Source organism: Rhizobium sp. J15 (genome assembly GCF_002531825.1).
Taxonomy (GTDB): Bacteria; Pseudomonadota; Alphaproteobacteria; order Rhizobiales; family Rhizobiaceae; genus Rhizobium.
This window is the reverse complement of record NZ_NWSX01000046.1, coordinates 1-16,073: the sequence shown is the minus strand read 5'-3', so window position 1 is coordinate 16,073 and position 16,073 is coordinate 1. Positions and strand designations below refer to the sequence as shown.

Below are 16,073 nucleotides of genomic sequence, written 5' to 3'. Positions count from 1 at the left end.
CGATCCGCGCGGCGGACCGACAGATGACGCGGCCTTGCCGGATTGACTTGGAGATCGATGTTGGAGCGCATTACCAAAAGCATCAAGAGCGCCAGCATTTTTCTGGCAGTCTATTTCCTGCTGAACATCGCGCTCCGCATCGCCTTGCCTCATACGCTCGATCTCGACGAGGCGGAGCAATCATTCTACTCGCAATATCTTCTGGCCGGTTACGGCCCGCAGCCGCCCTTCTACAACTGGATCCAGTACGCCATCGTCTCGGTGACCGGCATCACGATGTGGGCGCTCTCGGTGCCGAAGAACATTATTCTCTTCGGCTGCTATCTTTTCTACGGTCTGGCCGCCCGCGAGGTGCTGAAGAGCCGTCTTCTCCCGCCCATTGCCATGCTGAGCCTGATTACGCTGCCGCAGGTCGGCCTGATGGCGCAGCGCGAGCTCACCCATACGGTTGCCCTGCTGTTTGCGACCTCGCTCTTCCTCTTCGGCTTTTTCCGCACGCTGCGCCAGCCGACGATCGGCAGTTATCTCGTTATCGGCATCGCCACCGGCATAGGCGTCATCTCCAAGTATAATTTCGCGATCCTGCCGTTTGCCGCCTTCATCGCCGTCCTGCCGGATCGGGAATGGCGCAGCCGTCTGTTCGACTGGCGTCTGCTGCCGGCGGCCGTCATCGCCATTCTGATCGTTCTGCCGCATGCGCTCTGGCTGCCCGATAACCTCGTCAGCGCCTCGGCCCCGACATTGGAGCGGATGACCGCCGAGCATGAGGCCGCGGCCGGCCTCCCCCGCATCGGACAGGGACTGTTGTCCCTCGTCATCGCCGTCCTCGGCTTCGTCGCATTGCCGATCGTTCTCCTCGCGGCCGCTTTCCGGCGGGATTTCTTCCGGGCGCTCTCTTCGTCCAATCCGATGATCCGGGTGATCGAGCGGATGATGGTTGTCAGCCTGCTCGCCTTCGCCGGCATCGTCGTCTTTGCCGGCGCGAGCGACATCCACGAACGCTGGCTCGACCCGTGCCTGCTCGTCCTGCTGATCTATCTGTTCCTGAAACTGGAAACGGCAGGTTTCGATCTTTCCGCCGGCCTTGCACGCTTCCGGCCCGTTGTGCCGGTTTTCATGATCGTCATCCTGTCGATCCTGCTGCTGCGGATTGTCGCCATTCAATATGTCGGCACCTATACGAGAACGAACGTCCCCTTCGCGAACTACGTGACCGAACTGACCGCGACCCGCAAACCGGTTCTCATCGTGGCCGGGACCAAATTCGTGGCGGGCAACATGAAGCTGGAGTTTCCCGACGTTCCCGTCGTGATCCCGTTCTTCCCCGGTCCCGGGGTTCCCGAATATGCGACGGCGAAGGGGCCGGTGCTGGTTGTCTGGCGCGGTGAAACCGCAAATGATCCGACCATTTCCCCCGGCTTCGCCAGCGATCTCGTCAAATCGGGTATTCATCTGAAAGAGATAAATACCCTGACGCTGCCCTATCTTTTCGGTGACGGCAAACATACCTTCTCCATCGGCTACTCCTGGGTGGAGGGAGGCGCGAAATAGCGCTGCGGCAAGTCGGCCGATTGCGGGGAAACCGGCATTGGCCGCTGGCAACGGACGGACAGTTCATGTAGTAGGCTTCCGCAAATGCGGTGGCGGCAGTAAGAACTGCCAGGCCGCCCGGCCTTTTGGAGATGAAAGTTGCAGACAACGGTAGAGCCCATTCGCGGCACGAATGATCCGGTACAATCGCTCGAGCTGTCGCTGGTCGTGCCCGTTTTCAACGAAGAGGAAAGCGTCGGCCCGCTGGTCGAACGTATCCTCGCGGCGATGGCGCAATATCCTCATCGCTGGGAACTGATCCTCGTCGACGACGGCAGCACCGATGCGACGCTCGTCAACGCCCGCAAATTCGTCGGGCGCGAGGGGCTGGCGCTCAGGATCGTCGAATTGCAGCGCAATTTCGGCCAGACCGCCGCCATGCAGGCCGGCATCGATACCGCCCGGGGCCGGTTGATCGCGACGATGGATGGCGATCTGCAGAACGATCCGAAGGATATACCCCAGATGGTCTCCGAGCTGGAACGGCGACAGCTCGACCTCCTCGTCGGCTGGCGCAAGAACCGCCAGGACGGCCTGTTCCTGCGCAAGATCCCCTCCTGGTGCGCCAACTACCTGATCGGCCGCATCACCGGCGTCAAGCTGCACGATTACGGCTGCAGCCTGAAGATCTACCGTGCCTCGATCATCAAGCAGGTCAAGCTGATGGGCGAAATGCACCGCTTCATCCCCGCCTGGGTCGCCGGCGTCGTCCCAAGCTCGCGCATCGGCGAAATGGTCGTCACCCACCATGCCCGCGAGCACGGCGTTTCGAAATACGGGATCTCGCGCACTTTCCGCGTCATCCTCGACCTGCTCTCGGTCATGTTCTTCATGCGCTACAAGGCGCGGCCGGGGCATTTCTTCGGCTCGCTGGGTCTCGGCCTTGGTGCGCTTGCCGTGCTGATCCTGCTCTATCTCGGCTTCGACAAGTTCATCATGGGCAACGATATCGGCACGAGGCCGATGCTGATGGTCGGCGTCGTGCTGCTGCTGTCGTCGGTGCAGATGATCACCACCGGCATTCTGGCGGAAATGATCGCGCGCACCTACTATCGTGACGACGCCTCTCCGAACTACATCGTGCGGCAGATCTTCGACGATCAAAGCCAAGCCTAAGCCGGCAGCACGATGCTGGAACGCGCGACGAGGACGATCAGAACCGCGGCCTTGCTGCTTGCAGCCTATTTCGTGCTGAATATCGCGCTGCGGCTCGTGCTCCCGCACTCGCTGGAGCTCGACGAGGCGGAGCAATCCTTCTTCTCGCAATATCTGCTGGCGGGCTACGGCCCGCAGCCGCCCTTCTACAACTGGATGCAGTATGCCGTCGTTTCGGTGACCGGCATGTCGATCGGCGCGCTGATCGTTCCGAAGAATATCCTGCTCTTCCTGTGCTATCTCTTTTACGGCCTCGCCGGGCGCGAGGCACTGAAGGATCAGGCGCTTGCCGCAGTCGGGATGATGGCGCTGATCACCCTGCCCCAGGTCTCCTACATGGCCCAGCAGGATCTGACCCACACGACGGCGCTGCTCTTTGCCAGCTCGCTCTTCCTTTACGGCTTCTTCCGCACGCTCGACCGGCCCGGCATCGGCAGCTACCTGCTGCTTGGGCTTGCGACCGGCATCGGGCTGATTGCGAAATATAATTTCGCTCTGATGCCCGCCGTCGCGCTGATCGCCATCCTGCCCGACGCCGAATGGCGGCGCAGGGTGCTCGACTGGCGCTTGCTCATCGCGATCGCCGTCGCGCTTGTCATCGTCCTGCCGCACGCGATCTGGCTGCGAAGCAATCTCGACTTCGCCTCCTCCGATACTCTGGTCAAAATGGCCGCCGGCAACGAACCGGCCGGCGTTCAGCGGATCGGCAAAGGCATTCTCGCCTTTCTCGTCGCCATCATCGCCTTTGCGGCGCTGCCGGTCGCAATCTTCGCCGCCGCCTTCCGCCGGGATTTCTTCCGGGCTCTGTCATCCGGAAACCGCTGGACTAGGATGATGGAACGGATGATGCTCGCGAGCCTCGCGGGCATTCTCCTGATCGTACTGTTTACCGGCTCCACCATGGTGCGTGAACGCTGGCTCGATCCGTTCCTGCTCGTGCTGCCGATCTATTTCCTGGCAAAGATGCAGGCGGCCGGGCTCGATCTCTCCGCCGGACTGCGCCGCTTCCGGCCTGTCGTGCTGGTGCTGATGGCCTGCGTGCTGATCGCGCTCGGCTTCCGCGTCGTCGGCGCCGGGCTGATCGGCACCTATAGCCGGCCGAACGTGCCGATGGCCGATCTCGTGTACGAAATGACGCGGCAGGCCAAGCCTGTACTGGTGATTGCCTCGGATACCTATATCGGCGGAAACATGCGCCTGCAGCTTCCCGATGTGCCGATCGTTATCCCTGACTTCCCGGCTGCCGGCATCCCCGCCTATGCGACATCGGACGGGCCGGTGCTGATCGTCTGGCGCGGCAAGAAGACGGCGACGGCCGCGGATGCCGTCATGCCGGAACGGTTTTCATCGGCGCTGGCGGCAGCGGGTATTGCGCCGCAGGAGATCGGTGCCTTGTCGCTTCCCTATTATTTCGGCCGCCAGGGCGATAATTTCGCGCTGGGCTACGCCTGGGTTCGGCCGGGAGTGAGATAGATGACCGAGACCAGCCTTCGCGACATGCGTTGGATTTTCCTGCTGCTCGCCGCCTATTTCGTGCTTCAGGTCGGCGTGCGGCTTGCCACCTCGCATTCGCTCGATCTCGACGAAGCCGAACAGGTCTTCCGCTCGCAATGGCTCGCCGCCGGTTACGGCCCGCAGCCGCCCTTCTACAACTGGCTGCAATATACCGTCTTCCAGTTTACCGGCGTTTCGCTCGCCGCCCTATCCGTCGTCAAGAACCTTCTGCTCTTCATCTCCTACCTGCTGTACGGCCTGACGGCACGGCTCGTCCTGCGCGACAAGGCGCTCGCGGCGATCGCGACACTCGGGCTGCTGACGATCCCGCAGATGGTTTTCGAGATGCAGCGCGACCTGACACACACGGTTGCGGTGTTCTTTTCGGCCAGCATCTTCTTATACGGTTTCGTCCGCAGTCTGAAGCAGCCAAGCCTCGCCTCCTATCTGATAACAGGCATCGGCATCGGTTTCGGACTGCTCGCCAAGTATAATTTCTCCATCCTGCCGGCCGCAGCCTTGATCGCCGCGCTGGCGGATGCACGCTGGCGAGCGCGGATCTTCGATCGGCGGCTGGCCGTAACCGCTGTCGTGGCACTTATCATCACCCTGCCGCATCTCTTCTGGCTGAAGGACAATCTCGACTTCGCCACCGCCCGTACCCTGGAGAAGATGACCGCGAGCGACAATGCGAGCTATCCGATGCAAGTTGCTATGGGCGTCAGCTCGCTCCTTCTCGCCATCGTCAGTTTCGCTGGATTGACCGTGGCGGTGTTCGCGGCCGTGTTCGGCCGGAATCTGCGCCTGGCGTTCGTCGCCCGATCGGAATGGACGCGGCTCCTCGAGCGGATGATGCTCGTCTTCGGCATCGGCATTCTGCTGTTGATCGTCTTCGGCGGCGCGGCCGGCATCAAGGATCGCTGGCTGGTGCCGATGCTCTTCATCGTGCCGCTCTATCTCTGCCTGAAGATAGAGGCGGCAGGCATCGAGACCGGCAAGGCTTTCCGGCGCTTCATGCCCGTCGTCGCCGTCATCATGATCGGCGTGCCGGCAGCCCTTTACGGCAGCGTGGCGAGCGCGCGCTTCTCAGGTCATTACGAACGCTTGAACAGGCCTTATGCCGAGATGCTCGCAACCTTGCGCAAACAGGCTGAACCGGCAGCGATCCTTGCCGGCGACAGCCTGCTCGCCGGCAATCTCAGGCAGGATATTCCTGATGTGCCGGTCCTTTCCGTGGATTATCCCGGCTTCAAGCCGGATATTTCGGGCCGTCGGCCGCTTCTTCTCGTGTGGCTCGTGCCGCCGAAGGCGGGCAGCGAAGCGCTCCCGCCGGCCATGGCACAATGGCTCCAAACCAATCTCGGCGTAACCGCACCCGAGGCGTTGGTTCTCGACGTGCCCTATCTCTACCGACGCGGCAACGATAGCTATCGTTTCGGCTATGCTTGGGTCGATCAACAGTGATGTTGGAACCACTCGGTGGGCTGAGCGATATTGTAAAAGTATTGCATTTTACCATATACTCAGCGGTAGGGAGTCATTGACATGGCACGCGCAAAAACCTTTTCTCTTGGCGACACCTATGACGGGATCCTGTCTGATCTGGTTCGCAATGGTCGGTTCGGCACGGAAACCGAGGCCGTGCGGGCAGGCATCCGCATGCTCGCCGACCACGAACTGAAAATGCAGGCGCTGCGCAGGGATATTCAGACGGCCGACGCCGAGATTGAGGCTGGCCTCGGCAAGGAATATGCCAACGGCGCAGATATCCTCAAAGACGTCATGAACGAAGGTTAAGGCCATCAAACCGAAACGCCTGATTATCGCTCCATCCGCCATGGAGGATCTGCGAAATATTCGTCGCTACATCGCCGAGAGCAGCCCTCACTACGCGCAGGAATTTCTGGCTGACCTGACCTCAAAGATCGCCTGGATCGCCGAAGTGGATTTCACCGGATCTCCCCGCGACCATATTGCGGAAGGCTTGCGCGGCCTGCCCTATCGGAACCGCTGCATCTACTATCGCTCCTATCACGACCGTATCGTGGTCCTACGTGTCAAGCATGGCGCCGAGGATATCACGTCGCAGGATTTCGAACTCTAGGCCGAGCGAAATCACGCTTTTAACTCCTTCCAGGCCAAATCCAGCGCCAGCTTGGTAATCTTTGCCATCTCGTCCACCTCCGCGTGAGTGATGACCAGCGGCGGCGAGGCCAGCATGCGGTCGCCGGTGGCGCGCAGCACGAGGCCGTTTGCGAGCGCATGGTTGCGCACCAGCGCCCCGATCCGATCGGGCTTGTCATAACGGGTGCGCGTGCTCTTCTCCGCGGCCAGCTGCAGGCCGCCCATCAGGCCGATACTCTGAGCCTCGCCGACGAGATCATGGTCGACCAGAGCCGCCCAGGCCTTGGCGAAATAGGGGCCGATATCGTCGCGCACGCGTTCGACCAGCCTTTCCTCCTCGATGATGCGGAGGTTTTCGAGTGCCGCCGCCGCACAGACCGGGTGGCCGGAATAGGTGAAGCCGTGATTGAAATCGCCAACTTCGTTGATCAGCACGTGGGCGATCCTATCGCTGACGAGCACGCCGCCGATCGGCAGGTAGCCGGAGGAAAGCCCCTTGGCGACCGGCGCCAGATCCGGCTCGACGCCGAAATGCTGATGGCCGAACCAGGCGCCGAGACGGCCGAAACCGCAGATCACCTCGTCGGTCACCAGCAAGATATTGCGTGCCTTGCAGATGCGGTCGATCTCAGGCCAGTAGGTCTCGGGCGGGATGATGACGCCGGCAGCGCCCTGGACCGGCTCGGCGACGAAGGCCGCGACATTTTCCTCGCCGAGCTCGTCGATCTTCGCTTCGAGCTCGCGAGCGACCTTGAGACCGAATTCGGCGGGTGAGAGATCGCCGCCCTCGCCGTACCAGTATGGCTGGCCGATATGGACGATGCCAGCTATCGGCAGGTCGCCCTGCTCGTGCATGTATTTCATGCCGCCGAGGCTGGCGCCGGCGACAGTGGAGCCGTGATAGCCGTTCTTCCTCGCGATGACGATCTTCTTCGACGGCTTGCCGACGGCGCTCCAATAGACGCGGGCCATACGGAACCAGGTGTCGTTTGCCTCCGAGCCGGAACCGGTGAAGAAGATATGGTTGAGCCGATCGCCGGCATGGGAGGTGACCTTCTGCGCCAGCAGCGCCGTCGGCGTCGAGCTCGTGCCGAAGAAGGTGTTGTAGTAGGGCAGTTCGTTCATCTGCCGCGCGACGGCCTCGGCGATCTCCCGGCGGCCATAGCCGATATTGACGCACCAGAGGCCGGCGAAGCCGTCGAGATATCTCCTGCCGTGATCGTCGAAGATGTAGACGCCCTCGCCGCGCTGGATGATGCGGGTGCCGTCCGCATTCAGCTTCTTCATGTCGGAGAAGGGATGCAGGTGGTGCGCGGCGTCGATGGCGGCAAGGTTCGAGGGCGGGTAAGTATCGGGCATGACTGGTGAAAGACCTTCGCGGATTGAAAGGCTGTTGTCGATGGGATAGGAGCTTGGCCTTGTCCCGGAGGATTTTCAAGGCCATGGCGAGCGACAGGATGGACGGCAAGGCCGAGGGCGGCGATCCGCGCTTCGAGATCCTGATCGTCGGCATGAACGGCGACCTTCGCGGCAAGCAGCTTCCATCAGGCGCCGAAGGCAAGGTCTGGGCCGGCGACATCCGCCTGCCGACCTCGACACAATCGCTCGACATCTGGGGCGATGACAATGACGATATCACCGGCCTGTCGCTGACGATCGGCGATCCCGACGGCAAGGTCATCCCAGATCGGCGCAGCCTCGCGCCGATGCCCTGGGCGCCGGAGGGCTCGATGCAGGTGCTCGCCACCATGCACGAATTCGACGGCAGCCCGAGCTTCATGGATCCGCGCGCCATCCTCGCTTCGGTGCTGGAGCGCTATGCCGCGCGCGGGCTGACACCCGTGGTGGCGACCGAGTTGGAATTCTACGTCATGGCCGGGGACTGGCGCGAGACCGGACGCCCCTCCCCGCCGGAAAGCCTCACCTATCGCGGCGAACCGAACGGTTTCCAGCTCTACGACATGAGCGCCGTCGATGCACTCGACGATTACCTCGGGACGCTGAGAGCCTATGCCAAAGCGCAGGGACTGCCGGCGGATGCGACGACGGCGGAGTTCGGTCCCGGCCAATTCGAGGTGAACCTCCTGCACCGCCCCGATGCGCTGGCGGCGGCCGACGATTGCCTTTATCTCAAGCGCATCGCCGAGCAGGCGGCGCGCCGCCATGGGCTGAAATCAACCTGCATGGCCAAGCCCTATTCCGAACATGCCGGTTCCGGCCTGCATGTGCATGCGAGCATCATCGACGGCCAGGGCCGCAATATCCTCGATGCCAGGGGCGGCGAACCGAAGCTGCTGAAATCGGTCGCGGCCGGCCTGCTTGCGACGATGCGCGAGGCGCAGCTTGTCTTCGCCCCCTTCGCCAATTCCTACCGGCGCTTCCAGCCGGGCTCCTTCGCGCCCGTCGATCTCACCTGGGGCACCGGCCACCGCGGAACCGCGATCCGCATACCCGATAAGGACGGGCCGGCCGCGCGCATCGAACATCGTGTCGCCGGCGCCGATGCCAATCCCTATCTGCTGCTTGCGGCGATCCTCGGCGGCATGCTCATCGGTCTCGACGGCGAGCTCGATCCCGGCGAGGAGACGACGCCTTCGCATACGCCGGCAAATACGGCGCGGCTGACGCATGATTTCCTGAGCGCGGTCGAGATCTTCCGCGCCTCGCCCTTCATCGCCGATATCTTCGGTGCGCGCTACCAGGCGCTCTACGGCGACACCAAGCGCAAGGAAGCGCTCGCGCATCTGCGCACCGTCTCGGATTTCGACTACCGCACCTATCTGCCGCGGCTCTGAAGCTTAAGCAGCAGGCTCGCGACGTTCATCGGCATTCACCTGGGCGGCGAGCCCCTGCTTGACGAGGACCTTCAGCTCGCCCGGATGCAGCCGGATTGAAACATCGCGCTGGAGCGGCAACAATTCGCCGTCCATGACGCAATTGGCCTTGCGGCGCAGTTTCGGGAAATGCAGGTGTACCTCGGCCGGATGCATCACCATGACATCGGCATTCTCGCGCACCTTGCCGCGCAGCATGTCGATGGCGAGGCGGGCAACGCCGAGCGGCTTCAGCGGGTTTGCCGTATAGAAGCCGAGTTCGCCGCTCGTGAGATTATCAGCATAAAGCAGCGCATTTTCGCCGAAGGGATTGTTGGAAACGGAGATTGCCGAGACCCAGCGGCGCTCCCGCATGCCGGCCGCCTCGAACTCCACCTCGAACTCAGGCGGATTGAAGATCACGCCGAGAGCGGCCTTGGTGCTTGCCCGTATCTTACCGAGCCGCGAGCGATAGCTGTAGGCATTGCGGTAGCGCACCATGCGGGCATGCAGACCGGCCGAAAACTGATGGATGAAGGGCCGGCCGTTGGCGCTGGCGATATCGACATTATCGACTTCCCCGGAAGCCAATACATCGAGCGCCTGCCAGATATCGAGCGGGACGCGCAGCGAGCGGGCAAAAAGGTTCATGGTGCCGGCCGGTACGACGCCGAGCGCAATCCCGTTCTTCCAGGCGATCGACGCCGCCGCCGAAATCGTCCCGTCGCCACCGCCGGCGACGATGCCGTCGATATCGTCGCGCTTGGCTGCCCGTTCCATCGCGGGAATGATTTCCTTGCCCGAAAAGACGATGGCATCGAAATCATGGCCGGCATCCCGAAAGGCCGCCTCCGCCCTCTTTTCGTAGGCCGCCATGTCGGTGGTCCTGAAGGTGCCGCCGTCGCGATTGAAAAAGCCTACAAGCTTCATACGGGCTCCCGTCCCTGGCGCGGAACTGCTCCTGCCTTTGCCCCTGAGATGGTTGCGGCATTGGGGATTTCAAGCACAGCCGCTTTTCCGCAAGAATAGCAGAAATGCAAATATTGCAACGGACATATGCACATAGCAGGACGCTGCACTGCGAAAAATGCACTCGACGCCCACCCGTATATCACGGATAGATCAGATATCGGAGAGATCGTCTCCCCTTCCCGCCATGTATCACGATCGCCTCGCGGCCGCGCTTGCGCCTGAGGCCATTGCCAAGCAGAAAACCGTCCCGAGGAGCTCTCATGAGTGAGATCGCCATCAATGATTCCATCGGAACCCAGCCGGAGGACGAGCTGCCGTCGGCAACGACCGTAGCCTTGGTTCAACTGGCGCTCGCCTGCGGCGGCTTCGGCATCGGCACCGGCGAATTCGCGATCATGGGACTGCTGCCCAATGTCGCCAAGACTTTCTCCGTCACGACGCCACAGGCCGGCTACGTCATCAGCGCCTATGCGCTCGGCGTCGTCGTCGGGGCGCCCGTCATTGCCGTGCTCGCCGCGAAGATGGCGCGCCGCACGCTGCTTTTGACGCTGATGCTGGTCTTTGCCATCGGCAATATATTAAGCGCCGTGGCGCCGACCTTCGAATCCTTCACAGTCCTGCGCTTCGTCACCGGCCTGCCGCACGGCGCCTATTTCGGCGTCGCCGCCCTCGTCGCCGCCTCGATGGTGCCGGTTTATCGGCGGGCACGCGCTGTCGGACGCGTCATGCTCGGGCTCACCGTCGCGACGCTTCTCGGCACGCCGCTGACGACGTTTTTCGGCCAGTCGCTCGACTGGCAGGTGGCGTTTTGGTCGGTCGGCATCGTCGGCCTGCTGACGGTGGCGCTGATCTGGATTTACGTTCCGAAGGACAGGGTTTCCGAAGAAGCGAGCTTCCTGCGCGAACTCGGCGCCTTCCGCCGGCCGCAGGTGTGGCTGACGCTCGGCATTGCCGCCGTCGGCTATGGCGGCATGTTCGCGATGTTCAGCTATATCGCCTCGACGACGACCGAAGTCGCGATGTTGCCGGAAAGCGCGGTTGCGATCATGCTGGTGCTTTTCGGTGTCGGCATGAATGCAGGCAATTTCATCGGCTCGTGGCTTGCCGACAAGTCGCTGCTCGGCACGATCGGCGGTTCGCTCGTCTATAATATCGTCGTGCTGACCACCTTCTCGTTGACCGCCGCCAACCCCTATATGCTCGGCCTCTCGGTCTTCCTGGTCGGTTGCGGTTTTGCCGCCGGCCCGGCGCTGCAGACGCGGCTGATGGATGTCGCCGCCGATGCGCAGACGCTTGCGGCCGCCTCCAACCATTCCGCCTTCAACATCGCCAACGCGATCGGCGCCTGGCTCGGCGGCCTCGTCATCGCCTGGGGCTACGGTTTTGCGGCAACCGGTTATGTCGGCGCGGCACTTTCCTTCCTCGGTCTTTTCGTCTTCGCAGCCTCGGCGCGCCTGGAGCGGCGCAGCCGCAGCCCGCAGGGCGCCTCAGCCTGATAATGCGGCCCGCCCAGGGTGCGACATTCTGGCGTTAAGCGTTTACCCCGCTTGACTTATTCCGCGTTCGGGACCACCTAGCATGACACGTGGATGACACTCGTCTTCCACGGATTTCAACGGAGCCATCACTCAGATGCCAAGCGACAGTAGCAGTCGATTGCCTTTGCCGTACGCGGCCCTCGTGCGCTGACCGACTCCTGTCGGCTCGCTCGTCGGACGCTACGGCGGATCGACGGAAAGGCGAGCCTCAATGAACATCAATCGCTTCCCACTCCGGGCAGGCCATGCCGCCCGTGCCTTCATCAACAACAGCCGCGGCGCAACGATCGCTGAACGCGTCGAAGCCTTGAACGCGCTCACCGTGCAGGATGCCGGACGCGTGCTATCAGGCATGCCGCTGGATTTTGCCGTCAATATCCTCGACCGGCCGGAGCTTCGCAACGCCGCTGAGATCCTTGCGCTGCTCGGCGCAGAGGATGCCGCACGGCTGCTGCACGGCATGTCCAACGACCGTGTCGCCGACGTGCTGCTCGAACTCGACGGCGAGACCCGCGCCCGTCTGTTTGCCAGCCTCGACGAGCCGGTTCGCATCGCGATCCAGCACCTGATGGGCTATCCGCCGCGCACGGCCGGCGGCATCATGACGACGGAATTCGTCAGCGTGCCGGACAGCTGGACCGTCGCCCAGACGCTCGACCATGTGCGCCAGGTCGAACGCTCGCGCGAGACCGTCTATGCCATCTATGTGCTCGACGAGGTGAGCCATGCACTGATGCATGTGGTGACGCTGCGCCGCCTCATCACTGGGGAGCCCGACGCCTCCATCCTGACGGTGGCTCAGAAGGGCGCGCCCGTTTCGGCCGATCCCTTGATGAAGCAGGAGGATGTCGCCCGGCTGATCCGCAAGCACGATCTGCTCGCTCTGCCTGTGACCGATGAACATGGGCAGATGCTCGGCATCGTCACCGTCGACGACGTGATCGATACGATGATCGCCGATACGACGGAAGCGGCCCAGAAGTTCGGCGGCATGGAAGCGCTCGGCCAGCCCTATATGAAGATCAGCTTCGCCGGCATGATCCGCAAGCGCGCCGGCTGGCTCGCCGCGCTCTTCCTCGGCGAGATGCTGACGGCAAGCGCCATGCAGCATTTCGAAGGCGAGCTGGAAAAGGCGGTCGTGCTGACGCTGTTCATCCCGCTGATCATGAGCTCGGGCGGCAATTCCGGTTCGCAGGCGACGTCGCTGATCATCCGGGCCTTGGCGCTCGGCGAGCTGAAGCTTTCGGACTGGTGGAAGGTGCTCTTCCGCGAGCTCCCCACGGGCATCGTGCTCGGCGCGATCCTCGGCCTCGTCGGCTTCGTCCGTATCGTCTTCTGGCAGACGGCCGGGCTCTACGACTACGGCCCGCATTGGCAGATGGTCGCCATCACGGTGTTTGCCGCCCTGATCGGGATCGTCACCTTCGGCTCGATCTGCGGCTCGATGCTGCCCTTCGTGCTGCAGAAGCTCCGGCTCGATCCGGCCAGTGCCTCGGCACCTTTCGTCGCCACGCTGGTCGACGTCACCGGGCTCGTCATCTACTTCTCGGTGGCGCTGCTCATCCTCAGCGGGACGCTGCTGTAGCACCCAAGCCCCCTCCCCAACCCCTCCCCACAAGGGGGAGGGGCTTAAACTGCCGCACCAGCAGCCCAAATATTGACCCTTGATAGGGAGCGAGACGGTGCCCCAGATGAGTCCCTCCCCCTTGTGGGGAGGGGTTGGGGAGGGGTTTTTATTAGCGAGAAAAACTATTGGGAAATCATTTCCCCTCAGGCAGTTTCAACGGCCCATGCGTCTTGATACTGCGGATCGCGAAGTTCGAGCGGATGTCGCTGACATTGGGCAGGGTCAGCAGAGTCTCAGTCAGAAGCCGTTCATAGGCGGCGAGATCCTCCACCACCACTTCGGCGAGGAAATCGGCCGTGCCCGAGATCAGGAAGCAGGAGACGATCTCCGGAATGGCCAGCAGCGCCTGCTGCTGCGCCTCGGAATTTTCGCGGCTGTGATGGACCACTTTGAATTCAACGAAGACGGTCAGGCCGAGACCGACTTCCTTGCGGTCGATATCGGCGGTGTAACCGCGGATGATGCCTGTTCGCTCAAGATTGCGGATGCGGCGCAGGCAGGGCGACGGCGAAAGGTTCACCTTCTCGGCGATCTCGACATTGGTGGCCCGCGCATCTTCCTGCAGGCACTTCAGGATGGCGATATCGAATTTATCGAGATTTGGCATTTTTATAATATCCATCGGCATCATTTGGCAGAATATTGCGTATAGCACGATTTTCAAGCCACAGATAGCAAGGACATGCCCCGGCATCTGGCGCTAATCTTTCTTTCAACCGGGCAGGATCCGGACGGAGGAAAGGATTAGGACGATGAGCACGATCGCATTTTCAAACGACAAATCGCCTTCGCAGTCCCTCGGTTATGCCGCCGGCACCATTACCGTGCTGATCTGGGCGACCTGGTTTCTGGCGACCCGCCACAGCGCCGCGACATCGCTCGGCCCGATCGATATCGGGCTCATCCGTTTCGGCATTCCGGCGCTCGCGCTTTCGCCCGTCTGGCTTCGGATCGGCCTGCTGCCGAAGGGCCTGCCGCTTCATCTGCTGGCGATCATGGTCGCCGGCTGCGGCGCGATCTTCTTCCTGGTGACGACGCTTGCCATTCACTCTACACCGGCCGCCTCTTCGGGCATCCTGCTCGGCGGCTCGATGCCGCTTGCCACAGCATTGATCGGCATCCTGCTGTTTCGGGAACGGCCCGATGTCACGCGCATCGCCGGGCTGCTCGCAATCGTCGGCGGTGTCCTCATCCTGCTCGCCCGCAGCCTGGCCGATGCCTCGCTGCCCTGGACGAGCTTTGTCCTGCTGCCGGCCGGCGCGGTGCTCTGGGCAAGCTATACGCATGCCTTCCGCCGCTCGGGCCTGACGGCCATTCAGGCGAGCGCACTGATTGCCGTCTGGTCCTTCCTGATCATGGCCGTGCTGGCCCTCGTCTTCGGCATTTCGCTGCCGCAAGCGCCGCTTCCGGAAATTGGCCTGCAGGTGCTGAGCCAGGGTGTTCTTTCCGGCCTCGTCGCCATGGTCGCCTATGGCACGGCCGTGCGCACCCTCGGCGGAACGCAGGCCGCCGCCTTCACGGCGCTGACGCCGGTTCTGGCCACGCTCGGCGGCGGCTTCCTGCTCGGCGAAACGGTCGGCACCGCCGAAATCAGCGCCGCCGTGATCACCGGCATCGGCGTGGCGCTCTCGACCGGGATTGCCGCACGCCGTCACTGACGCGCCAGCGTCAGCCGCCCCAAGTCAAAAGCCGCCGGCAGCCATCGCTGCGGCGGCTTTTTCAATGAATCCGCTTCGCTCGCTCAAGCCTGGACGACGACGACCCTGGCGCCCACATCGACGCGGCTGTAGAGGTCGATCACGTCGTGGTTCATCATGCGGATACAGCCGCTCGACATGGCAAGGCCGATCGATTCCGGCTGGTTTGTGCCGTGAATGCGGAAATGCGTATCGTTGCCGCCGCGATAGAGATACATCGCCCGTGCACCGAGCGGATTGTTCGGGCCGCCCGGCATGCCGCCGGCGAGCCTGCGGTAGCGCTCCTCGCGGCGCTGCATGTTTTCGGTGGGGGTCCAGCTCGGCCATTCGGCCTTGCGCCCGACATAGGCGTTGCCGGCAAATGCCAGCCCCTCGCGACCGACACCGACGCCGTAGCGCATCGCCCGGCCGTTCCCAAGCACATAATAGGCGCGGCGCGACGGCGTATCGACGACGATCGTGCCCGCCGCATGCGCGGTGTCGTAGGCGACTTCCTGACGCCGAAGCTCCGGCTTGATCCTGTCGATCGGCACCTGCTTCAGCGGAAACCTTTCATCGGGAAGCGCTGCGTAATTCGTCTGACTGTTCAAACCGGTCGAAGAGCAGCCGGCCACAACAAGAGGCAGAGCAATCAGAAAGCCCCGGCGGGAGATCGTCATGAATGTGTCCTTAGTGCGTCAAGAAGATGTCGCAAGCTAAGGAAATTATGGTTAACGAATGGCTAAGAGCGGCCGCGAACGGCCGATCACGAAGACGTCAGCACGTGAAATTGTCGGCCGCGATGCCGATCCACGTCACATATTCGGATAGACAGGCCCTTCGCCGCCCTGCGGCGGCACCCAGTTGATGTTCTGGTTGGGGTCCTTGATGTCGCAGGTCTTGCAGTGCACGCAGTTCTGGGCGTTGATGACGAATGTCTTGTCGCCGTCCTTCTCCACCCATTCATAAACGCCGGCCGGACAGTAGCGCGTCGACGGGCCGGCATAGATGCCGAGTTCGGAAGCCTTCTGCAGGGCGATGTCCTTGACCTGCAGATGCACCGGCTGGTCCTCCTCGTGATTGG

At 62.6% G+C, this 16,073-nt stretch carries 15 protein-coding genes; 10 read left to right on the top strand and 5 right to left on the bottom strand.

What is annotated here, in order from left to right; translation table 11 throughout:
- Positions 1-57 precede the first annotated feature (57 nt).
- From CO670_RS26660 to CO670_RS26635, 6 genes are all read left to right on the top strand, one after another.
- Positions 58-1,551 (top strand): glycosyltransferase family 39 protein, encoded by a 1,494-nt coding sequence (locus CO670_RS26660; protein WP_097592986.1) that lies wholly within the window; start codon positions 58-60, stop codon positions 1,549-1,551.
- Between the two features lie 138 nt (positions 1,552-1,689).
- Positions 1,690-2,706 carry a glycosyltransferase family 2 protein gene (locus CO670_RS26655; protein ID WP_097592985.1) on the top strand — a complete coding sequence of 339 codons (1,017 nt, stop codon included), beginning with the start codon at positions 1,690-1,692 and terminating at the stop codon, positions 2,704-2,706.
- Between the two features lie 12 nt (positions 2,707-2,718).
- Positions 2,719-4,218 (top strand): glycosyltransferase family 39 protein, encoded by a 1,500-nt coding sequence (locus CO670_RS26650; RefSeq protein ID WP_097592984.1) that lies wholly within the window; start codon positions 2,719-2,721, stop codon positions 4,216-4,218.
- Positions 4,219-5,703: a glycosyltransferase family 39 protein gene (locus CO670_RS26645; protein ID WP_097592983.1), complete on the top strand. Its 1,485-nt coding sequence runs from the start codon at positions 4,219-4,221 to the stop codon at positions 5,701-5,703.
- An 81-nt stretch (positions 5,704-5,784) separates the two neighbouring features.
- Complete coding sequence (locus CO670_RS26640; protein ID WP_088674531.1) at positions 5,785-6,036, top strand: type II toxin-antitoxin system ParD family antitoxin; 252 nt, start codon at positions 5,785-5,787, stop codon at positions 6,034-6,036.
- A gap of 4 nt (positions 6,037-6,040) precedes the next feature.
- The gene (locus tag CO670_RS26635; protein ID WP_097592982.1) at positions 6,041-6,343 is read left to right on the top strand and encodes a type II toxin-antitoxin system RelE/ParE family toxin; all 303 of its coding nucleotides are present in this window, start codon (positions 6,041-6,043) and stop codon (positions 6,341-6,343) included.
- 11 nt (positions 6,344-6,354) lie between these two features.
- On the opposite strand, the gene CO670_RS26630 is transcribed toward CO670_RS26635, so the two are convergent.
- The gene (locus CO670_RS26630) at positions 6,355-7,722 is read right to left on the bottom strand and encodes an aspartate aminotransferase family protein (protein WP_097592981.1); all 1,368 of its coding nucleotides are present in this window, start codon (positions 7,720-7,722) and stop codon (positions 6,355-6,357) included.
- 83 nt (positions 7,723-7,805) lie between these two features.
- On the opposite strand from CO670_RS26630, the gene CO670_RS26625 reads away from it, so the two are divergent.
- Complete coding sequence (locus CO670_RS26625) at positions 7,806-9,158, top strand: glutamine synthetase family protein (RefSeq protein WP_097592980.1); 1,353 nt, start codon at positions 7,806-7,808, stop codon at positions 9,156-9,158.
- A gap of 3 nt (positions 9,159-9,161) precedes the next feature.
- On the opposite strand, the gene CO670_RS26620 is transcribed toward CO670_RS26625, so the two are convergent.
- Entirely contained in the window at positions 9,162-10,106 is a 945-nt protein-coding gene (locus CO670_RS26620) for a diacylglycerol kinase family protein (protein ID WP_097592979.1), read from the bottom strand.
- Between the two features lie 302 nt (positions 10,107-10,408).
- Between CO670_RS26620 and CO670_RS26615 the strand changes: the two genes are divergently transcribed.
- On the top strand, positions 10,409-11,644 hold the full coding sequence (locus tag CO670_RS26615; protein WP_097592978.1) for an MFS transporter: 1,236 nt from the start codon (positions 10,409-10,411) through the stop codon (positions 11,642-11,644).
- A gap of 253 nt (positions 11,645-11,897) precedes the next feature.
- Entirely contained in the window at positions 11,898-13,271 is a 1,374-nt protein-coding gene (gene mgtE, locus CO670_RS26610) for a magnesium transporter (protein ID WP_097592977.1), read from the top strand.
- 175 nt (positions 13,272-13,446) lie between these two features.
- On the opposite strand, the gene CO670_RS26605 is transcribed toward mgtE, so the two are convergent.
- Entirely contained in the window at positions 13,447-13,920 is a 474-nt protein-coding gene (locus tag CO670_RS26605) for an Lrp/AsnC family transcriptional regulator (protein ID WP_097593019.1), read from the bottom strand.
- A gap of 145 nt (positions 13,921-14,065) precedes the next feature.
- Here CO670_RS26605 and CO670_RS26600 point away from each other — a divergent pair, with 145 nt between their 5' ends.
- Positions 14,066-14,971 (top strand): DMT family transporter, encoded by a 906-nt coding sequence (locus tag CO670_RS26600; RefSeq protein ID WP_097592976.1) that lies wholly within the window; start codon positions 14,066-14,068, stop codon positions 14,969-14,971.
- A gap of 83 nt (positions 14,972-15,054) precedes the next feature.
- Here CO670_RS26600 and CO670_RS26595 read toward each other — a convergent pair whose 3' ends face one another.
- Complete coding sequence (locus CO670_RS26595; protein WP_097592975.1) at positions 15,055-15,669, bottom strand: L,D-transpeptidase; 615 nt, start codon at positions 15,667-15,669, stop codon at positions 15,055-15,057.
- Positions 15,670-15,804: 135 nt separating this feature from the next.
- Positions 15,805-16,073 (bottom strand): 4Fe-4S dicluster domain-containing protein (locus CO670_RS26590; protein WP_176539029.1); only part of this gene is annotated, 269 nt, incomplete at its 5' end.

Coding starts and splice junctions, on each gene's coding strand:
- CO670_RS26660 (WP_097592986.1), top strand. CDS start 58: ATGTTGGAGCGCATTACCAAAAGCATCAAGAGCGCCAGCATTTTTCTG.
- CO670_RS26650 (WP_097592984.1), top strand. CDS start 2,719: ATGCTGGAACGCGCGACGAGGACGATCAGAACCGCGGCCTTGCTGCTT.
- CO670_RS26645 (WP_097592983.1), top strand. CDS start 4,219: ATGACCGAGACCAGCCTTCGCGACATGCGTTGGATTTTCCTGCTGCTC.
- CO670_RS26640 (WP_088674531.1), top strand. CDS start 5,785: ATGGCACGCGCAAAAACCTTTTCTCTTGGCGACACCTATGACGGGATC.
- CO670_RS26630 (WP_097592981.1), bottom strand. CDS start 7,722: ATGCCCGATACTTACCCGCCCTCGAACCTTGCCGCCATCGACGCCGCG.
- CO670_RS26625 (WP_097592980.1), top strand. CDS start 7,806: ATGGCGAGCGACAGGATGGACGGCAAGGCCGAGGGCGGCGATCCGCGC.
- CO670_RS26620 (WP_097592979.1), bottom strand. CDS start 10,106: ATGAAGCTTGTAGGCTTTTTCAATCGCGACGGCGGCACCTTCAGGACC.
- CO670_RS26615 (WP_097592978.1), top strand. CDS start 10,409: ATGAGTGAGATCGCCATCAATGATTCCATCGGAACCCAGCCGGAGGAC.
- mgtE (WP_097592977.1), top strand. CDS start 11,898: ATGAACATCAATCGCTTCCCACTCCGGGCAGGCCATGCCGCCCGTGCC.
- CO670_RS26605 (WP_097593019.1), bottom strand. CDS start 13,920: ATGCCAAATCTCGATAAATTCGATATCGCCATCCTGAAGTGCCTGCAG.
- CO670_RS26600 (WP_097592976.1), top strand. CDS start 14,066: ATGAGCACGATCGCATTTTCAAACGACAAATCGCCTTCGCAGTCCCTC.
- CO670_RS26595 (WP_097592975.1), bottom strand. CDS start 15,669: ATGACGATCTCCCGCCGGGGCTTTCTGATTGCTCTGCCTCTTGTTGTG.